Origin of the sequence: Pseudomonas sp. BIGb0278, assembly GCF_024809895.1 — a bacterium.
GTDB classification, from domain to species: domain Bacteria; phylum Pseudomonadota; class Gammaproteobacteria; order Pseudomonadales; family Pseudomonadaceae; genus Aquipseudomonas; species Aquipseudomonas shirazensis.
The window spans coordinates 284743-300304 of record NZ_JANUEL010000004.1; the positions used below are offsets into that span (position 1 = coordinate 284743).

General features: G+C 63.4%; 9 protein-coding genes. 2 read left to right on the forward strand and 7 right to left on the reverse strand.

Annotation, left to right across the window (positions count from 1 at the left end):
• Positions 1 to 9: 9 nt before the first annotated feature.
• Positions 10 to 1356 (reverse strand): carbohydrate porin, encoded by a 1347-nt coding sequence (locus M2396_RS16715; RefSeq protein WP_259076109.1) that lies wholly within the window; start codon positions 1354 to 1356, stop codon positions 10 to 12.
• 254 nt (positions 1357 to 1610) lie between these two features.
• Positions 1611 to 3665 (reverse strand): TonB-dependent receptor, encoded by a 2055-nt coding sequence (locus M2396_RS16720; RefSeq protein ID WP_259076112.1) that lies wholly within the window; start codon positions 3663 to 3665, stop codon positions 1611 to 1613.
• Positions 3666 to 3793: 128 nt separating this feature from the next.
• Between M2396_RS16720 and M2396_RS16725 the strand changes: the two genes are divergently transcribed.
• Positions 3794 to 4015: a VF530 family DNA-binding protein gene (locus M2396_RS16725; RefSeq protein ID WP_101321868.1), complete on the forward strand. Its 222-nt coding sequence runs from the start codon at positions 3794 to 3796 to the stop codon at positions 4013 to 4015.
• On the forward strand, positions 4016 to 4660 hold the full coding sequence (locus tag M2396_RS16730; protein ID WP_101321867.1) for a Pr6Pr family membrane protein: 645 nt from the start codon (positions 4016 to 4018) through the stop codon (positions 4658 to 4660).
• A 175-nt stretch (positions 4661 to 4835) separates the two neighbouring features.
• Here the strand turns inward: M2396_RS16730 and M2396_RS16735 are convergent, their stop codons facing one another.
• From M2396_RS16735 to M2396_RS16755, 5 genes are all read right to left on the reverse strand, one after another.
• Complete coding sequence (locus tag M2396_RS16735) at positions 4836 to 5597, reverse strand: siderophore-interacting protein (RefSeq protein WP_259076116.1); 762 nt, start codon at positions 5595 to 5597, stop codon at positions 4836 to 4838.
• On the reverse strand, positions 5597 to 6127 hold the full coding sequence (locus tag M2396_RS16740) for a PadR family transcriptional regulator (RefSeq protein ID WP_259076117.1): 531 nt from the start codon (positions 6125 to 6127) through the stop codon (positions 5597 to 5599). The genes M2396_RS16735 and M2396_RS16740 overlap by 1 nt, the downstream gene beginning before the upstream one ends.
• 136 nt (positions 6128 to 6263) lie before the next feature.
• Positions 6264 to 9383 (reverse strand): transglycosylase domain-containing protein, encoded by a 3120-nt coding sequence (locus M2396_RS16745; protein ID WP_259076119.1) that lies wholly within the window; start codon positions 9381 to 9383, stop codon positions 6264 to 6266.
• A 130-nt stretch (positions 9384 to 9513) separates the two neighbouring features.
• The gene (locus tag M2396_RS16750; RefSeq protein ID WP_259076121.1) at positions 9514 to 11133 is read right to left on the reverse strand and encodes an FMN-binding glutamate synthase family protein; all 1620 of its coding nucleotides are present in this window, start codon (positions 11131 to 11133) and stop codon (positions 9514 to 9516) included.
• Positions 11134 to 11220: 87 nt separating this feature from the next.
• Positions 11221 to 15501, reverse strand: coding sequence for a DEAD/DEAH box helicase (locus M2396_RS16755; RefSeq protein WP_259076123.1), 4281 nt, complete (start codon positions 15499 to 15501; stop codon positions 11221 to 11223).
• Positions 15502 to 15562: the final 61 nt, after the last annotated feature.

Genomic DNA, 15562 nt, shown 5'->3' on the forward strand with positions numbered 1-15562 from the left:
AAGTTGAGGTCAGAAACTGCTTTGAATCTTCAGGCCGGCGATCAGTGCGTCGTCGACTGCCGATACCCCGCCTGGATGGCGGATGTACTGCAGGTTGGGACGCACGGTGAGCCAGTCGGCCAGGTGCACGCCGTAGTAGAGCTCGGCGCTGTATTCGGTGTCTTGCACAGGCAGGTAGCCTGGGTTGTCGTAATCACTGATGCCGGCCGCCTGATTGGCCAGGCGGGCGTTCTTGCGGTAGCCGGGGTTGACGTGCACGCGGGCGAGGGCGAAACCGATGTCGTCCTTGGCCCGGGCATCGAATGGCCCCTTGTACAGCACACCTGCCTGAACGTAGTTGTCGATGGCATTGGTTTTCTTGTCGTGCAATGTGGCATTGGCAAAAAAGCTCAGGCCGCGTGACTGGTCGGACGCCTGCGAGGTCACCTGCTGCTGCGCGCCGAGCCAGAAACCGTGTTTGCTCGAGCGGCTGCGGTAGGCAGCGCCGCTGATGGCGGCGGGTTGGCCACTGCTGTCGCGCAGTACGTCCTGAGCCTTGGCATTACTGTAGTAGTAGCCGGCGCGATATTCCCCTGCAAGTCCATTGACCTGTGGGCTCCAGACCAGTTCGATCGGCATCACCGCGCCCTGGGTACCGCTGCCGCTGAGCTTGAAGCCATTGCCCGACTCGAGGTTGGAAGGGTTCTGCTCGAACACGCCGACCTGGGCGTACAGCGTATCGCTCAGGTTGTAACGCACGCGCAGGGCCCATTGGCTGACCGGCCAGTTGTACCAGATGCCGCCAACCCAGTTGCCGACCTGCGAGCCGCAGAACGCCAGGTTCTGGAAGTCGCAGGGGAAGCTGTTGAAGTCTTCGCCTTCGCCGAAGCGGCCGAATTTCACGTCGAGGACGCCATCGAGGTACTTTTGCTTGATCCACAGCTGAGTCAGGCGCCAGGTCTGGCCGCGACCCCAGACTTCCTGGGCGGAGGTAAACCCCCCTACGCGCGGGTCGTTGATGCGGTCATTGCTGATGTTCTGGCCGTGGCGCTCGGTCACGGTCAACTGCACCTCGGTGGCGTTCCAGCCGAGGATCTTCTGCAGGTCAAGGTGGCTGCCAAAGGTGAACTGGTCGCTGTAGCGCGCGCTGCGGTCATGGTCGTAGCCGCCATGCAGGTTGCTGCCCATTTCACCCGTGTAGCCGAGGGTGAAGTCGTAGCCGCGCTCGCGCAGGTCACTGCGGCTGCCGTTCCAGTCGCCAAGCATCCACGGCGAGTCACTGGCGAACATTTCACCGGCAAGCGTGGCGGGCGTAACGCCACAGAGGAGTGTGGACAGGCCTAAGGCGGCATAACGACTACGGGGTAGCTGGAACATGAGATAGCGCTATCTTTGGATTGACGAAAAATACCCAATCGCATCGAAAAGCACGCTCTTCGATGGCGTATGGCTGGGGGAATATGGGCTGAAGCGATTCAGTGCGGCGGCAGGATATAGCGGAAGGGGTAATAAAAAAAGACAAAATGTCGCACTTGATTGTTACTACTGCAGCAACAATGGGCCTAGCGCTATGGCTGTGGTCACCATGGCCAGCTCAATCGAGCCAGCCATAATGGCCCCAGTGCAGTTCCTCAGAAGCTTGTACGCAGGCCAACCTCGACACTACGCCCAGGCGCTGGGGCAATGTCGCGCAAGATCGAACTGGCGTAGCGCACCGTCTGATTGGTCAGGTTCTCGCCGCGGACAAACGCCAGCCATTGGCTCTGGCCGACATCGAAGCGGTAGCCGACGCTTGCGCCCAAGGTGGTGTAGCCGTCAGTGCTGGTTTCGTTGGACGGCTTGCGTTGCTGCGAGGCTGCATGCTGTACATCGACGCGCGCCTGCCAGCGGTCCAGCGACCAGAGCAGGCCGCTGTTGAGGCGTAGCGGCGCAATCCGTGGCAGCGGCTCACCCGTGTCGAGGTTATTGGCGCGGGTGTAGTCGCCTGACAGTTCCAGGGCAAAGCTGCCGTAGCGGTTTTCCAGCAACTGCCAGCGATCCTGCGCCTCGATGCCATAGAAGCGCGCAGGCACACCTTGGTACAGGTATTCGGGAATATCACCGTGGTCATGGTCATGGTCATGGTCATGATCGTGATCATCGTCGCCATCATGATGATGCCCTTCACGCAAATTGCCGCTGCTGATAAGGCCAATGTAATTGCGAAAGTGGCTATAGAACACGCCGACACTGCCCTTGTGCGTGCCATTGTCAAACCGCAGGGCCAGGTCGGCGGCGATCGCTTTTTCCTTGTTCAGGCTGGCATCACCCACTTCATAGGCGCCGGTCGCCACGTGCGCACCATTGGCATACAGCTCATAGAAGGTCGGCGCGCGCTCGGTGTAGCCGAGGTTGGCCGCCAGCGACCAGATCGGGTCAAGCTGATACACCGCGCCTGCAGACAGGCTCACGGCATTGAAGGTACTGGTGCTGTCAGCGGCGGCGAAGTCCTCGTTGCCCTTGGCATCCGGGTCGACCCGGGTGTGTTCCAGACGTGCACCGAAGCTCAGGTTCAGGCGCTCGCTGGCCTGCCACTGCTCTAACAGAAACAGCGCTAGGCTGTCGGTGTCGGTGTAGGGCACGAAGGCTTCTTCACCCAACGCGGAGAACTGATTGCGGCTGACCTGCGCGCCGATCACCCCTTCCACTGGCCCCAGCGGTTGATGCCTGGCCTCGATGCGCGCCTCGTAGCCTTTGTTCTTGAAGGTGGTGTGCACTTCGCCGCTTTCGATCTCGCGGTGCTGGTAATCGGTGTAGCCAGCGTCGACCTTGACCGAGCTGAACGGGCCGTCCAGATCGCGCAGTTCAGAGGCGAAACCGTAGTGGTCCTGCTGCATGTCCAGGCGCACGCCGGGCTCGGCAACCGAGCCGTAGTTGCTGTCGTAACGGCTGTAGGAGAACCCGCTGTAACCGTGCTCCCAGTGATAGGCGCCGCCAATAGCGCCGCCGTCCTGGCGACCGTCGCTGTTCTCCAGGCGGTGTTTGCTGCCCGGCTCGGCACTGTCGCGGACCTTGCCGCTGCGCGCATAGCCAGGAATGCGCAGGTCATTGAACTGGCGGCTGTTGGCATCCAGGTGCAAGGCGAAGTTGCCGTCACCGGCTTCGAGCTTGCCGGCGCTGCTGCGGGTGGTGTCGGCGCCGCCGTAGCGCAGCTCACCCGCACCGTGAATGCCGTCGATAGGGGCATCGGGGATGCGGTTGTCGAAGGTGTTGACCACGCCGCCGATGGCATTGCCGCCATACAGCAGCGCCGCTGGGCCGCGGATGATTTCAACCCGCTCGACGGTGACCGGGTCCAGTGGCACCGCATGGTCATACGACAGCGACGAAGCATCCAGCGCGCCGACGCCATTGCGCAGGATACGAATGCGATCACCGTCCAGGCCGCGGATCACCGGGCGGCTGGCGCCCGGGCCAAACCAGGTTGAGGCGACCCCGGGCTGCTTGTTGAGGGTTTCACCGAGGCTGGCGTGCTGCTGGTGCAGCAACGCGTCGCCTTCGAGCACTGTACTTGGCGCGGCAAGTTGAGCGTTGCCCAGCGGATTGGCAGTAATAACCTGTGGCTGCAGTTCAACGGCGTGGCTGGCGGGGGAGGCCAGCCAAAGGGCAGCGGCAAGCGGGGAAAGGCGCAGCGGTAGCGGCAACATGAGATCAAGCGTTCCTTGGCAAGGTATTAGTATTGTTACACTATAACATTGCTTGGCTGAGTGCTGGCCAGAGGTTTTTGCTTCTACACTCGTGTAATCTGCGCCTCTTTTCACCGCAGGAGCTCCGCATGAGCACGGCCAACCACAACGCATTGCACGGCAAGACGCTCGAGCAGATCCTCACCGAGCTGGTCGCTCACTACCAGTGGCAAGGCCTGGCCGAACGCATCGATGTGCGCTGCTTCAAGAGCGACCCGTCGATCAAGTCGAGCCTGGCCTTTTTGCGCAAGACGCCGTGGGCACGAGAGAAGGTCGAGTACCTGTACATCAAGCTGCAGCGCAAAGGCTGAATGGCTCGTCATCCATGGCTGAGCCTGGCTGCGCTGCTGGGCTGGTTCGGCTTGAGTGTGCAGCTGTACCTGGTGTTGCTGGCGCGCTGGCAGGAGCAGGCCAGCCTGATTGGCGGGTTGATCAATCTGTTCGGCTTTTTCACCGTCTTAAGCAATACGCTGGTGGCGACCGTGCTGAGCTACGCGGCGTTTGGCCACGCCGCGGCGGCACGGCGTTGGTTCTTGTCTGCGCGGGTCAGCTCAGGCATTGCTGCCAGCATTGTGCTGGTGTCGATTGCCTACAGCTTGCTGCTGCGCCACTTGTGGCATCCCCAGGGCTGGCAATGGCTTGCGGACGAGTTGCTGCACGATGTGATGCCGCTGCTGTTTGTAGTGTATTGGTGGCGAGTGGTGCCCAAGGGGCAGCTGCGCCTGTCTGACCTGGGCTGGTGGAGCCTGTATCCGGCGGTGTATTTCGCCTATACGTTGTGGCGTGGGCAGCAGATCGGGGTTTATCCCTATCCGTTCATTGATGTCGCCAGCCTTGGTTATGGGCAGGTGATGATCAATGCGCTGGTGGTGTTGGTCGCGTTCTGGGCGATCGGGCTGGTATTGCTGGCGCTGGATCGCTGGCAGGGGCGGCGAAGGACGCAGCCGCTACCCTGACCACGTTATTCCTGGGTCATGCGCGGTTCCTGTAGGAGCGGCCTTGTGTCGCGAAAGGGCTGCGAAGCGGCCCCACATTTTCCGCTTCGCCGCTGATATCGCCGGGCCAGCTTCGCTGGCCTATCGCGACAAAAGGCCGCTCCTACAGGGCCGCAGCCCCGTATCTCGACTGAGATTACTCGTCGTCAGTACTCCCATCGGCACGCCAGTAGGCGGCGGCTTTCAAGGCATCCTCGTGAACGCCTTTTTCCAGCAGCAAGGTCTTGGCCTGTCGAGTCAAAGACTTCTCCAGCGCGACCCAGCTGTACAGCTCGCCCTCCGGCAAAGGCAACTCGCTGATCACTGCCAGCAGGTCCTGCTTGTCTCGTTGCACCCAGATCACCTCGACCTCAGCCTGGCTCGGCAACGGCTGGCGTTCCTGGTCGTCGGCAATCTGAATCAGCGCGAGCACCCGGCGACCTGCCGGCAACTCGTGCAAGCGCCGGGCGATGGCCGGGATCGCCGTCTCGTCGCCAATCAGCAGGTAGCTGTCAAAAATGTCCGGCACCACCAGCGAAGCCCTTGGCCCGGCGATGTTCAACACCTGGCCCGGTTGAGCCTGAGCTGCCCAGGTCGAAGCAGGGCCGTCGCCATGCAGGACGAAGTCGATATCCAGCTCGCCGCTGGCCAGGTTATAGCGGCGCGGGGTGTACTCGCGCATGGTCGGCCGAGCGCCACCGTCGCGGCCCGACTGGCGCGCGTCGATGGCCGCCTGTTCGGCAGCAGTCACGCCGAACAACAGCTTGATATGGTCGTCGCTGCCCAGGCTGACAAAGCCTGCCAGCTCCGGCCCGCCAAGAGTGATGCGGCGCATGCGCGGAGTCAGATCGGTCACCCGCAGTACCTGCAGCCGACGCTGTTTGATTTCGTGATTGACGCGGTGAATGCTGTTGTTCATCAAGTGTTCTCCGTGACGGAATCGGTCGGGCCGGCGGCAATGGCCTTGGCGGTGTCGTTGAGCAGATTGCTGACCCGCTCGATCTCGGCGCTGTTCCAGCGGCCGCTGTGCATATGCAGGGCATGGCGCAGGTTGCCCACGGCCTCATGAATTTCCGGTGGGCGATCATGGCCACGCAGTGCTCGCTTGCTGACTTCGATGCGCATGCGCACACCATCGACGGCGACGGCTTGCTCGGTCAGGGCAGTGCGCCCGGCATCGGTAATGGCGTAAAGGCGTTTGCTGCCCTGGACCTGGCCGCTGATCAGTTCGGCTTCTTCAAGGAAATTCAGGGTTGGATAGATCACGCCGGGGCTCGGGCTGTAGCTGCCCTCGAACAACGTCTCGATCTGGCGAATCAGGTCGTAGCCATGGCCGGCCTGTTCGGCAAGCATGGCCAGCAGCAGCAATTTCAGGTCGCCGGGGGCAAATACCCGCGGGCCGCGTTCGCCGCGGGCGGGGCGGCGGTCGAAGGGATCGTGATCACGCATGGTCTAAAGGCTCCGTCTGCGATATATCGTTAGATACTACTCAAGATATATCTTAAGACAAGCCAAAGATAGTGATGATTCTCATTTGGTTATTCGATCAGTCACCACCCGGGCTGTCCGGGCGGTGACTGTGCTGTCAGTGGTTGGCCGCTAACTGAGGTGGTTTGCACTCGGTGCTACTGCCTGGTTCGAGATACGGCATCAGGATCGGTGCCATCCCTTTCAGCGCCTGCACTGGCAATGCCGAAGTGAAGGTGAAGGCCTCTGCCGTGCGCCCAGGCACAAAGGCGGTGAGGGTGCCGAAGTGGTTGTCGCCCAGGAAGAACACGAAGGTTGCGGTGCGGTTCAGCGAGCGCGAACCGATCAGCCGACCGCCAGCGCCAAAGCTCTCGATGCGGTTGTCGCCGGTACCGGTCTTGCCGCCCATCACCAGTGGCGTGCCATCGTGCAGCTTGAAGCTGCCGGAGATACGCCTTGCCGTACCGGCGTCTACCACTTGCGACATGGCGCCTTTAAGCGCGCGTGCGACTTCAACCGGCAGAATCCGCTTGCCGCGGTCCGGATCGCTGATCAGCTTGGTCTCATACGGCGTATTGGCGGCAAAGTGCAGGGTGTCGAGGCGCAGTGTCGGCAAGCGCACACCGTCGTTCTGGATGATCCCGACCAGCTCGGACAGCGCTGCCGGACGATCGCCCGAGCTGCCGATGGCGGTGGCCAGGGATGGCACCAGATGATCGAACGGGTAGCCGACCTGCTTCCAGCGTTGATGTATATCGAGAAACGCCTCGATCTCGACCATGGTCCGGATACGACTGTCACGGGCACCCTGGTGGCGGCTCTTGAACAACCAGCCATAGACTTCCTGGCGCTCGAACCGACCGGCATTGAGCATCTCGCTCAGGCTCGCGCCGGGGTTTTTCAGCAGGTAACCGAGCAGCCACAGGTCAAGCGGGTGCACCTTGGCGATAAAGCCCTGGTCGGGCAGGTCGTATTTGCCGGGGCCGTAACTGTCGTACATCTGCGACAGGCGACCATCGTCGAGCTTGGCCAAGGCTTTTTTGTCGCCCTTGCTGTGCGCGCGGACGAAGGCGTTGAAGGTTTCCTGGGAGGCTTCCGGGAACAGATAGCGGTGCACCGCTGCCAGCCGCTGCGGGGTGACCCGCATGCTGTCGAGGAAGGTATCCAGGCGCTGTTGCGAGGTCTTGCGCTGGTACTTTTTCCAGAAGCGCATGAGGTAGTTGCTGCCTTCGCGATCAGCAAAGCGTGCCAGGTATTCCTGCCGGCGCGGGTCGCCATCGTCTTTGAGCAGCATCGCCCGGTTGAACGGTTGCTGGTAGGTGACATAGCGGACGATGTCGCGCATCAGGCGAATGAACGGCAGGTTGATCGACTCGCGCAGTGCGTCCTTGAGGGTCGGGTTGCGACCGTTGTCTTCCTTGCGGAAGTTGTTGAACACATGCATGCCACCGCCGGTAAAGAATGCCTCACCGGTACTGGCCGAGTATTTGCGCTCGAGCGCTGCGTCGAGCATCGCATCGAGGTTTTGATTCTTGCTGTTGAGGGTCAGCCATTCCAGCGACCATTGGGTCAACCGGTCCAGCTCTGCGACATCCACCTTCTTCAGCTCGCTGACTGGCTTGCCGGCATACTTGTCGTGCAGCTCGGCGATGATCTGCAGGTAGGTGGTGAGTACCCGCAGCTTGGCGGTGGAGCCCAGCTCGAGCTTGCTGCCCTCGTTGATATCGAAGGCCTGGTCGGTGCTGTCGGTTTGCACACGAACCCGCGAGCCATCGGCGGTACGTTCGAACAGGGTGAAGCTGTAGCGCACCTGATCGGTAGTCTTGCTGGTCAGCAGGCGCTCGCCGATCAGGCCCATCTCCCCGGCAAAAGCTGGGTCGGAGAGTTTTTTCAGATAGTCGCTGACCTGGTTCTGCAGATCACCCTGCAGGGTGCTGGTGGCCGACAGGTCGAGGCGGTCGAGGTCATAGAGAGGCCGGTTGAGCATACCGGCCAGGCGGTTGCGGGCCAGGCTGATGCCCTTGTTGGTGATGATCGGGACGATGGTCGGCTGCGCTACCCAATCGCGATAGCGCGCTTTGCTGGCCAACGCGGCATCCGCCAGTGGCCGCTCGATGATATTCGCCGCAGTCAGCACGCGAATATGCGAGTCGGTCAGTTCGGCCAGCTCGATGCGGCCTTTGGACAGGTAATGCGAAGGGCGGCGCTGGGCGATCATCAACGACAGCACCTGGCGCAAGGCCAAGCCCCGCTCGGCAAGGCTGTCGGCATCGGTGGCAGTCGAGGCGAGGGCGCGGTTGACCTGATCGAAGTCCGCGCCATACCAGACGCGCAAACCTTCGGCCATGCCGTGCACTTCGCCGTGTCCAGGTACTGCCGACAGCGGCACGCTGTTGAGGTAATCACGCACGATGCGCTGGCGCGACTCGGTGGTATCAGGGCCGCCCTTGTACGCGCGCACGCTGGCCGAGAGCATCTGGCGCAGTTTTTCGCTCCCCGAAACGGTCAGGCCGTCCGGTGAGTGGCGGTATTTCTCCAGCTGGGTGGCCAGCGTGCTGCCGCCGGCCGACTGGCCGGGCAGGGCGAAGTACTTGGCAATCTGGCTGTAGGCGGCCTTGGCGAAGCGTGGCCAGTCCACTGCCGGGTTGTTGCGCGGGTCGGCCGGGTCGAGCAGGTCGCGGTTCTCGATAAACAGCAGGCTCTTGACCATCACCGGCGGGATCGCGGCAAAGTCCGGGTACAGGTGCTGCGGGTAGTTGTACTGGTAGAGCATGTCGCCGCGACAATCGGTGATGGTCAAACCCGCCTGGATTTTCTCGACAAAAGGCACGAACAGGCCGTGGTCGACATAGTCCATCAATGCCGGAGAAAACCGGACCTGCTCGCTGATCAGGTAATCGCGCTTGAGCAGACGCGGCAGAAACTCACCCAGCGCGCTGTAGCCCAGGCGCTTGTCGAAAGGCCCTTCACCGGGGTAGACGATGGCATCGCTGGGGCCTGGCTCCAAGCTGTAGGTCAAGGTCGCGGCCAGGCGGCTGAACTCGCGCGATTGCAGGTTCGAGGTCTGCATTTCGTCATAGGCCGCAAAGCCGATGGCAATCATCGCCAGCAGCACGACGAGAATGATCAATCGCCACCACAACCTGCGCTGACGAGGTGGTTTTGGCTGCGGAGCATTATCCAGACCTGCTTCAGGTGCTTGGGTGCTGGAGGGTTCCGATTGCCACTGTGCGCCCATAGTCATCTATCCGGCCAAGTAATTTCGTCTTGCGTGTCTGAAGCTTAGACGCTGACCGCAGCAGGTGAAAATTTTGTGAGCGGCATCGGCGGCATGCCGCGCTGACACTGCCGACACCTGCTGCAAACGCTTAGGCGGCCTGCTCGCTGTGGGGCTCGAAGCTGTCGGCCCGAGCCAGTTGCCACATCCGCGAATAGAACTGCCCATCGACCTCGCCGGTGAGCAGCTCGCCCGGTTTGAGAAACACGTGCATCTGCGAGAACAGCTTGATTTCGGTTGCCGAAATCCGCCGTACCAAGTGCTTGGCCTCCAACTGCGCCGGGTGCTCCAGGCCTGCCGCCGCGAGCATTTCGGCCAGCGCGCGCAGGGTATTGTGGTGGAAGTTGAGGACGCGGTTGGCTTTGTCCGGCACCACCAGCGCCCGCTGGCGCAGTGGGTCCTGGGTGGCGACTCCGGTCGGGCACTTGTTGGTGTGGCAGCTTTGCGACTGAATGCAGCCGATGGCAAACATGAAGCCACGCGCCGAGTTGGCCCAGTCGGCACCGATGGCCAGCACGCTGGCGATGTCGAAGGCGCTGACGATCTTGCCGCTGGCGCCGAGCTTGATCTTGTCTCGCAGGTTCAGCCCGACCAGGGTGTTGTGCACGAACAGCAGCCCCTCACGCAGGGGCACGCCGATATGGTCGGTGAATTCCACCGGCGCGGCGCCGGTGCCGCCTTCCTTGCCGTCGACGACGATGAAGTCGGGCAGGATGCCGGTCTCGAGCATGGCCTTGGCGATGCCCATGAATTCCCACGGGTGCCCCAGGCAGAACTTGAAACCAACCGGCTTGCCGCCGGACAACTGGCGCAGTTGGGCAATGAACTGCATCAACTCGATAGGCGTCGAGAAGGCGCTGTGACGGGACGGTGAAATGCAGTCTTCACCCATCAGAATGCCGCGGGTTTCGGCAATTTCGGCGGTGACCTTGTGCTTGGGCAGGATCCCGCCATGGCCCGGCTTGGCGCCTTGGCTCATCTTGATCTCGATCATCCGCACCTGCGGATTGCGCGCCTGCTCGGCAAAGCGCTCGGGGTCGAAACGGCCATCGGCGGTGCGGCAACCGAAGTAGCCACTGCCCAGCTCCCAGGTCAGGTCGCCGCCGTGTTCGCGGTGATACGGGCTGATGCTGCCCTCGCCGGTGTCATGGGCAAAGTTGCCCAGCTTGGCGCCCTGGTTGAGCGCGCGAATGGCGTTGGCGCTAAGCGAGCCAAAGCTCATCGCCGAGATGTTGAAGATCGATGCCGAGTACGGCTGGATGCACTGCGGGCCGCCGATGATGATCCGAAAGCTCGCAGGGTCCGCCAGCGGCGCCGGGCGCATCGAATGGCCGATGAACTCGAAGCCCGACTGGTAAACGTCGATCAGGGTGCCGAAGGGTTTGTCCGAAGCCTCGTTCTTGGCCCGCGCATAAACCAGCGAGCGCTGCGCGCGGGAGAACGGCAGGGCGTCGCTGTCGGATTCCAGCAGGTACTGGCGGATTTCCGGGCGAATGGCCTCGACCAGGTAGCGAATATTGCCCAGGATCGGGTAGTTGCGGCGCACCGCGTGGCGCTTTTGCAGCAGGTCGAACACGCCGATCAGGCTCAGTAAGGCGCTGGTCAGGGTGAGCGGCCAGAGCCATTCATGATGGATGAACGGCAGGCTGGCGAGGGTGAAGAGGACGCATGCGGCGAAAAATGCATAGCGGCTGAGAAGTGACAGGCTCATACGAAATCCTTGCGATGGCTCGGTCAGGCTCAGGGCCTGGGGCAAACCACGACCATAGCGCTAACGCCCGGCACATGGCCAGCGCAGTCAGCCGCGCAGCAGCTTTTGCCGCCAGCCATCCTGCTCCTCGGCAGCTGCCTCGAGCAGAACCACATAGCGCCCGCCGACCCGCGTTGCCACGGGCACACCGTCCTTGTACAGCAGCCGATTACCGGCCACTGCCGGCAGTTTTCCGCCTGGCAGCAGGGTGCCAAGCAGATTCAGTGGATCGCTGCCGCTGATCAGCACCAGCTCGCCATCCAGCGGCCTGCGCCTGACCTGGCGCAGCAGCCCGACTGCGTCCGGCAGGGCAAATTGTTCGCCGGCCAGCCCGGCAATAAACCGCCCGCCGCGGATTTCGCCGCGGGCCTCCAGGCGCTGGTAGCAGCGCAGTAGCTCACGCCAGCTTGGCAGCGCGTCCGATTCACGCGTCAGCAGACGCCAGCAGATCACCCCGTAGCGGCGCAGCAGCGCCCGCGCGATGTATTCGAGGCGCAGGTCGTGATCGGGTTCGTCGCTGGTGCGCCGGAGCAGTGCCCAGCGCCCGGCATGGGCCATGTCGCTGAACAACGCTGGCCGACCACGCCGGCTGATACGCGGTTTGCGCTTGGCAGCGGGGGTGATCAGGCAGCGCAAGCCGATGAAACTGTCGGCGCCGACCAGGCCGGCCCCGACCAATTCCTGCAATGCGGTTTCCAGCTCACTGGGCAGCAGATGCGCCTCCTGTGAGAGCTCCTCGAAAAACAACGCCCCTTGCGCCTGCAGTGCGGCATGCACACGCTGCGCCCGCGGCCCGAGGCTGGCGACCTCAGGTGTGCTGGTCAGGCTGCGCCATAGACTCAGATGCTCGCGTGGCAACAGTGCCAGTGGCGTACTCGCCAAGGTGCTGCTGGCCGCAGTCGACGCCAGCCTGCTCCAGGCCCATTGGCCGCTGCGGCAGGCGTGATCCAGCCATTGCGGGCTGTAATCGCTGATGCGCGCCGGTAGCAGGTCGGCCTCCCAGGCACCGGCGCCGCCGGGGAACCCTTGCAGTTGGCCGAGTATTTCGCCGAGCGCCTCGCGGCCGCGCATACGCTGGTCCTGCGCCAGGTGTTGCCAGTCGAACAGGAAGCGCATGTAGTCCTGCAGGCTGACCGGTTCGATCTCCCGGCGCAGCCGCTTGACCGTGTAGCGATGGATGCGCGCCAGTAGATGCCGCTCACACCACTGCAGCGCCTGCGCGCCTGGGCTGAAATAGCCGCGCAACAGCACACCTTGTTGTTCAAGGGCGGCCAGGGCCTGCTCGATCTGCGCCGGCGGCAGGCCCAGTGATGCGGCTATCTGCTCACGGCTTTGCGGGCCGCATCCGCTCAGGCGAGAGCGCAGCAGCTCGCCTAGGGCGCTGTCGGCATCGACCGGTGTATCGAAGCCCGGTAACAAGGTCACGGCCGGCTCCAACAGTGCCTGCGGGTACAGCGCGTTGAACAGGTTCAAGCGCTCACGGGCCACCCACAGCGGCTGCTCGGGGCCGTCCAGACGGCTGCTGCGACCGCTCTTGGCCAGCCGCTGCAGCAGCGCCAGCCAGCCCGGATTGGCCGCTGCCTCGGCCTGGCTGATGCAACCCAGGCTCATCAGCGCCTCGTGCATCTCGTCGCTGTTGCTCGGTTGCGGCCATGCTTCCTGGGCCACCGCGGTGATGGCGTCGGCATCCAGCGCGCCGAGATCATCGGCGCTGTCGACCTCGCTCCAGCGCCGGTTGAGCACCGCCTGAGTGCGCCGTTCTTCCAGCGGTGCATCGTCCAGAAACGCATAGGGCCGGGCATTGAGAATGGCCGCTGCCAACGGCGAAGGTGCCGGCAGGTCGCGGCTGATCAGGCGTAACTGGCCGCCTTCCATGCGTTTGAGCAGGGCCAGCCAGGCGTCGCTGTCCAAGGCTTCGTGCAGGCAGTCGTGCAAGGTCTGGGCAACCAGCGGATGCTCAGGAATCTGCCGCTCGCCGGCGATGTTTTCCAGGCAGGCCAGTTGGTCGGGGAATACTGCTGCGACCAGGTCTTCGCTCTTCATCCGCTGGATTTGCGGGGCCACCTTGCGCCCGCCGACAAAGCGCGGCAAGGCCAGCGCGACCGAGGCAATCCAGCGCCAGCGCACGCCAAACAGGGGTGCGTCGAGCACCGCCTGGATCAGGATCGCCTCGGCGCTGTTGCTCGAGAGATAGCGCCACACTTCATCCAGCTCGAAGCTGTGGCCAGCAGACAGCGACAGCACGATCGCGTCTTCACTGGCCGCCGCCTGCAGCTCGAAGTTGAAAGTGCGGCAAAAGCGCTTGCGCAGGGCCAGCCCCCAGGCGCGATTGATGCGACTGCCGTAGGGCGAGTGGATGATCAGCTGAGTCCCGCCGGACTCATCGAAAAAGCGCTCCATGATCAGCGTCTGCTGGGACGGTAAAGCGCCCAGCACCTGCCAGGTGCGCCCCAGGTAATCGATCAGTTGGCTGACGCAGGCGTCATCTAGCTGGTACGTAGTTGCCAGCCACTGACTGACCGGTTCAAACGCACCCTGGCTGGCTTGCAACTGCTGATCGAGTTGGCTTTGCAGGCGTGCAACTGCCGCCGACAGTTCATTGCTGCGCCCGGGCGCCTCACCAAGCCAGAACGGGATGGTCGGCGGGAGCCCGCGCGCATCCTCTACTCGCACCTTGCCGGCCTCGACCCGCAGGATGCGGTAGGAGGCATTGCCGAGCTGGAAGATATCGCCGGTGATGCTCTCGACTGCGAAGTCTTCGTTGACGCTGCCGATGTTCAGCGCCTGGGGCTCGAGCAGCACGCTGTAGTCGGCGTTCTCGGGGATGGTGCCGCCACTGGTCAAGGCCGTCAGCTGGCTGCCGCGGCGGCCGCGCAACATGCCGCTGACCGCATCACGGTGAACATACGCACCGCGCACGCCGAGGCGGCCGTTGTAGCCCTCGGCAAGCAAGCGCAGCAGCGCCTGGTAGTGTTCATACTCGAGCGCGGCAAAGGGAGTGGCCTTGCGTAGACAGTCGAACAGAGCCTGCTCCGACCATGGCTGGTTGCTGACTTCGGCCACGATCTGCTGAGCCAGCACATCCAACGGTGCCTTGGGTATGTGCAACTCATCCAGTTCGCCGCGGCGCACGCATTCCAGCAGCGCCACGCATTCGATCAAGTCGTCGCGCGAGGTGGCGAACAGGCGCCCCTTGGGCGTGCCGTCGACCTGGTGGCCAGAGCGGCCAACGCGCTGGATGAACGCCGCGATCGAACCCGGCGACGCGATCTGGCAGACCAGCTCGACCTCGCCGATATCGATGCCCAGTTCCAGCGATGCGGTGGCGACCAGCACCTGCAGCTCGCCAGCCTTCAGGCGCTGCTCGGCCAGCAGGCGGTGCTCCTTGGCCAGGCTGCCGTGGTGCGCGGCAACCACCTGCTGGCCAAGCCGCTCGCCAAGGTGGCGAGTCAGGCGCTCGGCCAGTCGGCGAGTATTGACGAACACCAGAGTCGTGCGGTGGGCGCGGGCCAGGTCGGCCAGGCGGTCGTAGACCAGGTTCCAGGCATCACTGGCCATCACCGCGCCGAGCGGCACCGGCGGCACCTCTATGGCCAGGTCGCGCTGGCGCGCGTGGCCGACATCGACGATGGCGCAGGGCCGCTGCTGGCCGACCAGAAATTGCGCCACGCGTTCGACCGGGCGCTGCGTAGCTGATAAGCCGATGCGGCGTAATGGCTTGCCGGTCAGGGCTTGCAGGCGCTCCAGCGTCAGCGCCAGATGGCAGCCGCGCTTGTTGCCGGCCACGGCGTGGATCTCGTCGACGATGACCGTATGCACGCTGCCCAGACCTGCGCGCCCGGACGCCGAGCCGAGCAGCACATAAAGCGATTCAGGCGTGGTCACCAGAATATGCGGCGCGCGCCGGCGCATCGCTGCGCGCTCTTTTTGCGGGGTGTCGCCGGTGCGTACCGCGGTGGTGATCTGCGGCGCCTGTAGCCCCTGCGCCTGAATCACCTGGCTGATGCCTTCGAGCGGCGCCTGCAGATTCAGGCGGATGTCGTTGGACAGTGCCTTGAGTGGCGACACGTAGATGACCTGAGTCTGCTCAGCCAATTGACCGTCATTGGCCAGACCCTCGCGGAACAGCTCGTCGAGTACCGCCAAAAAGGCGCTGAGGGTCTTGCCCGAGCCGGTCGGCGCTGTCAGCAGTACCGATTGGCCGGCATGAATCAGCGGCCAGGCGCGGGCCTGGGCGTCGGTAACCGTGGCGAAGCGCTGGCGGAACCAGCTGCTGACGGCGGGATGAAACAGCGCGAGGGCAGGGTGCTGCGAGGTAGGCAGGTTCATGTTCTGGTTATGGCGCTCGAACGCGCACTTGGCAAGGGGCCGTTCGTCTAGCGGCGTTTGC

Bases quoted from the DNA above. Each gene is read 5' to 3' on its own strand.
- M2396_RS16755 (WP_259076123.1), bottom strand. From the start codon at position 15,501: ATGAACCTGCCTACCTCGCAGCACCCTGCCCTCGCGCTGTTTCATCCC.
- M2396_RS16715 (WP_259076109.1), bottom strand. From the start codon at position 1,356: ATGTTCCAGCTACCCCGTAGTCGTTATGCCGCCTTAGGCCTGTCCACA.
- M2396_RS16740 (WP_259076117.1), bottom strand. From the start codon at position 6,127: ATGCGTGATCACGATCCCTTCGACCGCCGCCCCGCCCGCGGCGAACGC.
- M2396_RS16720 (WP_259076112.1), bottom strand. From the start codon at position 3,665: ATGTTGCCGCTACCGCTGCGCCTTTCCCCGCTTGCCGCTGCCCTTTGG.
- M2396_RS16730 (WP_101321867.1), top strand. From the start codon at position 4,016: ATGGCTCGTCATCCATGGCTGAGCCTGGCTGCGCTGCTGGGCTGGTTC.
- M2396_RS16735 (WP_259076116.1), bottom strand. From the start codon at position 5,597: ATGAACAACAGCATTCACCGCGTCAATCACGAAATCAAACAGCGTCGG.
- M2396_RS16745 (WP_259076119.1), bottom strand. From the start codon at position 9,383: ATGGGCGCACAGTGGCAATCGGAACCCTCCAGCACCCAAGCACCTGAA.
- M2396_RS16725 (WP_101321868.1), top strand. From the start codon at position 3,794: ATGAGCACGGCCAACCACAACGCATTGCACGGCAAGACGCTCGAGCAG.
- M2396_RS16750 (WP_259076121.1), bottom strand. From the start codon at position 11,133: ATGAGCCTGTCACTTCTCAGCCGCTATGCATTTTTCGCCGCATGCGTC.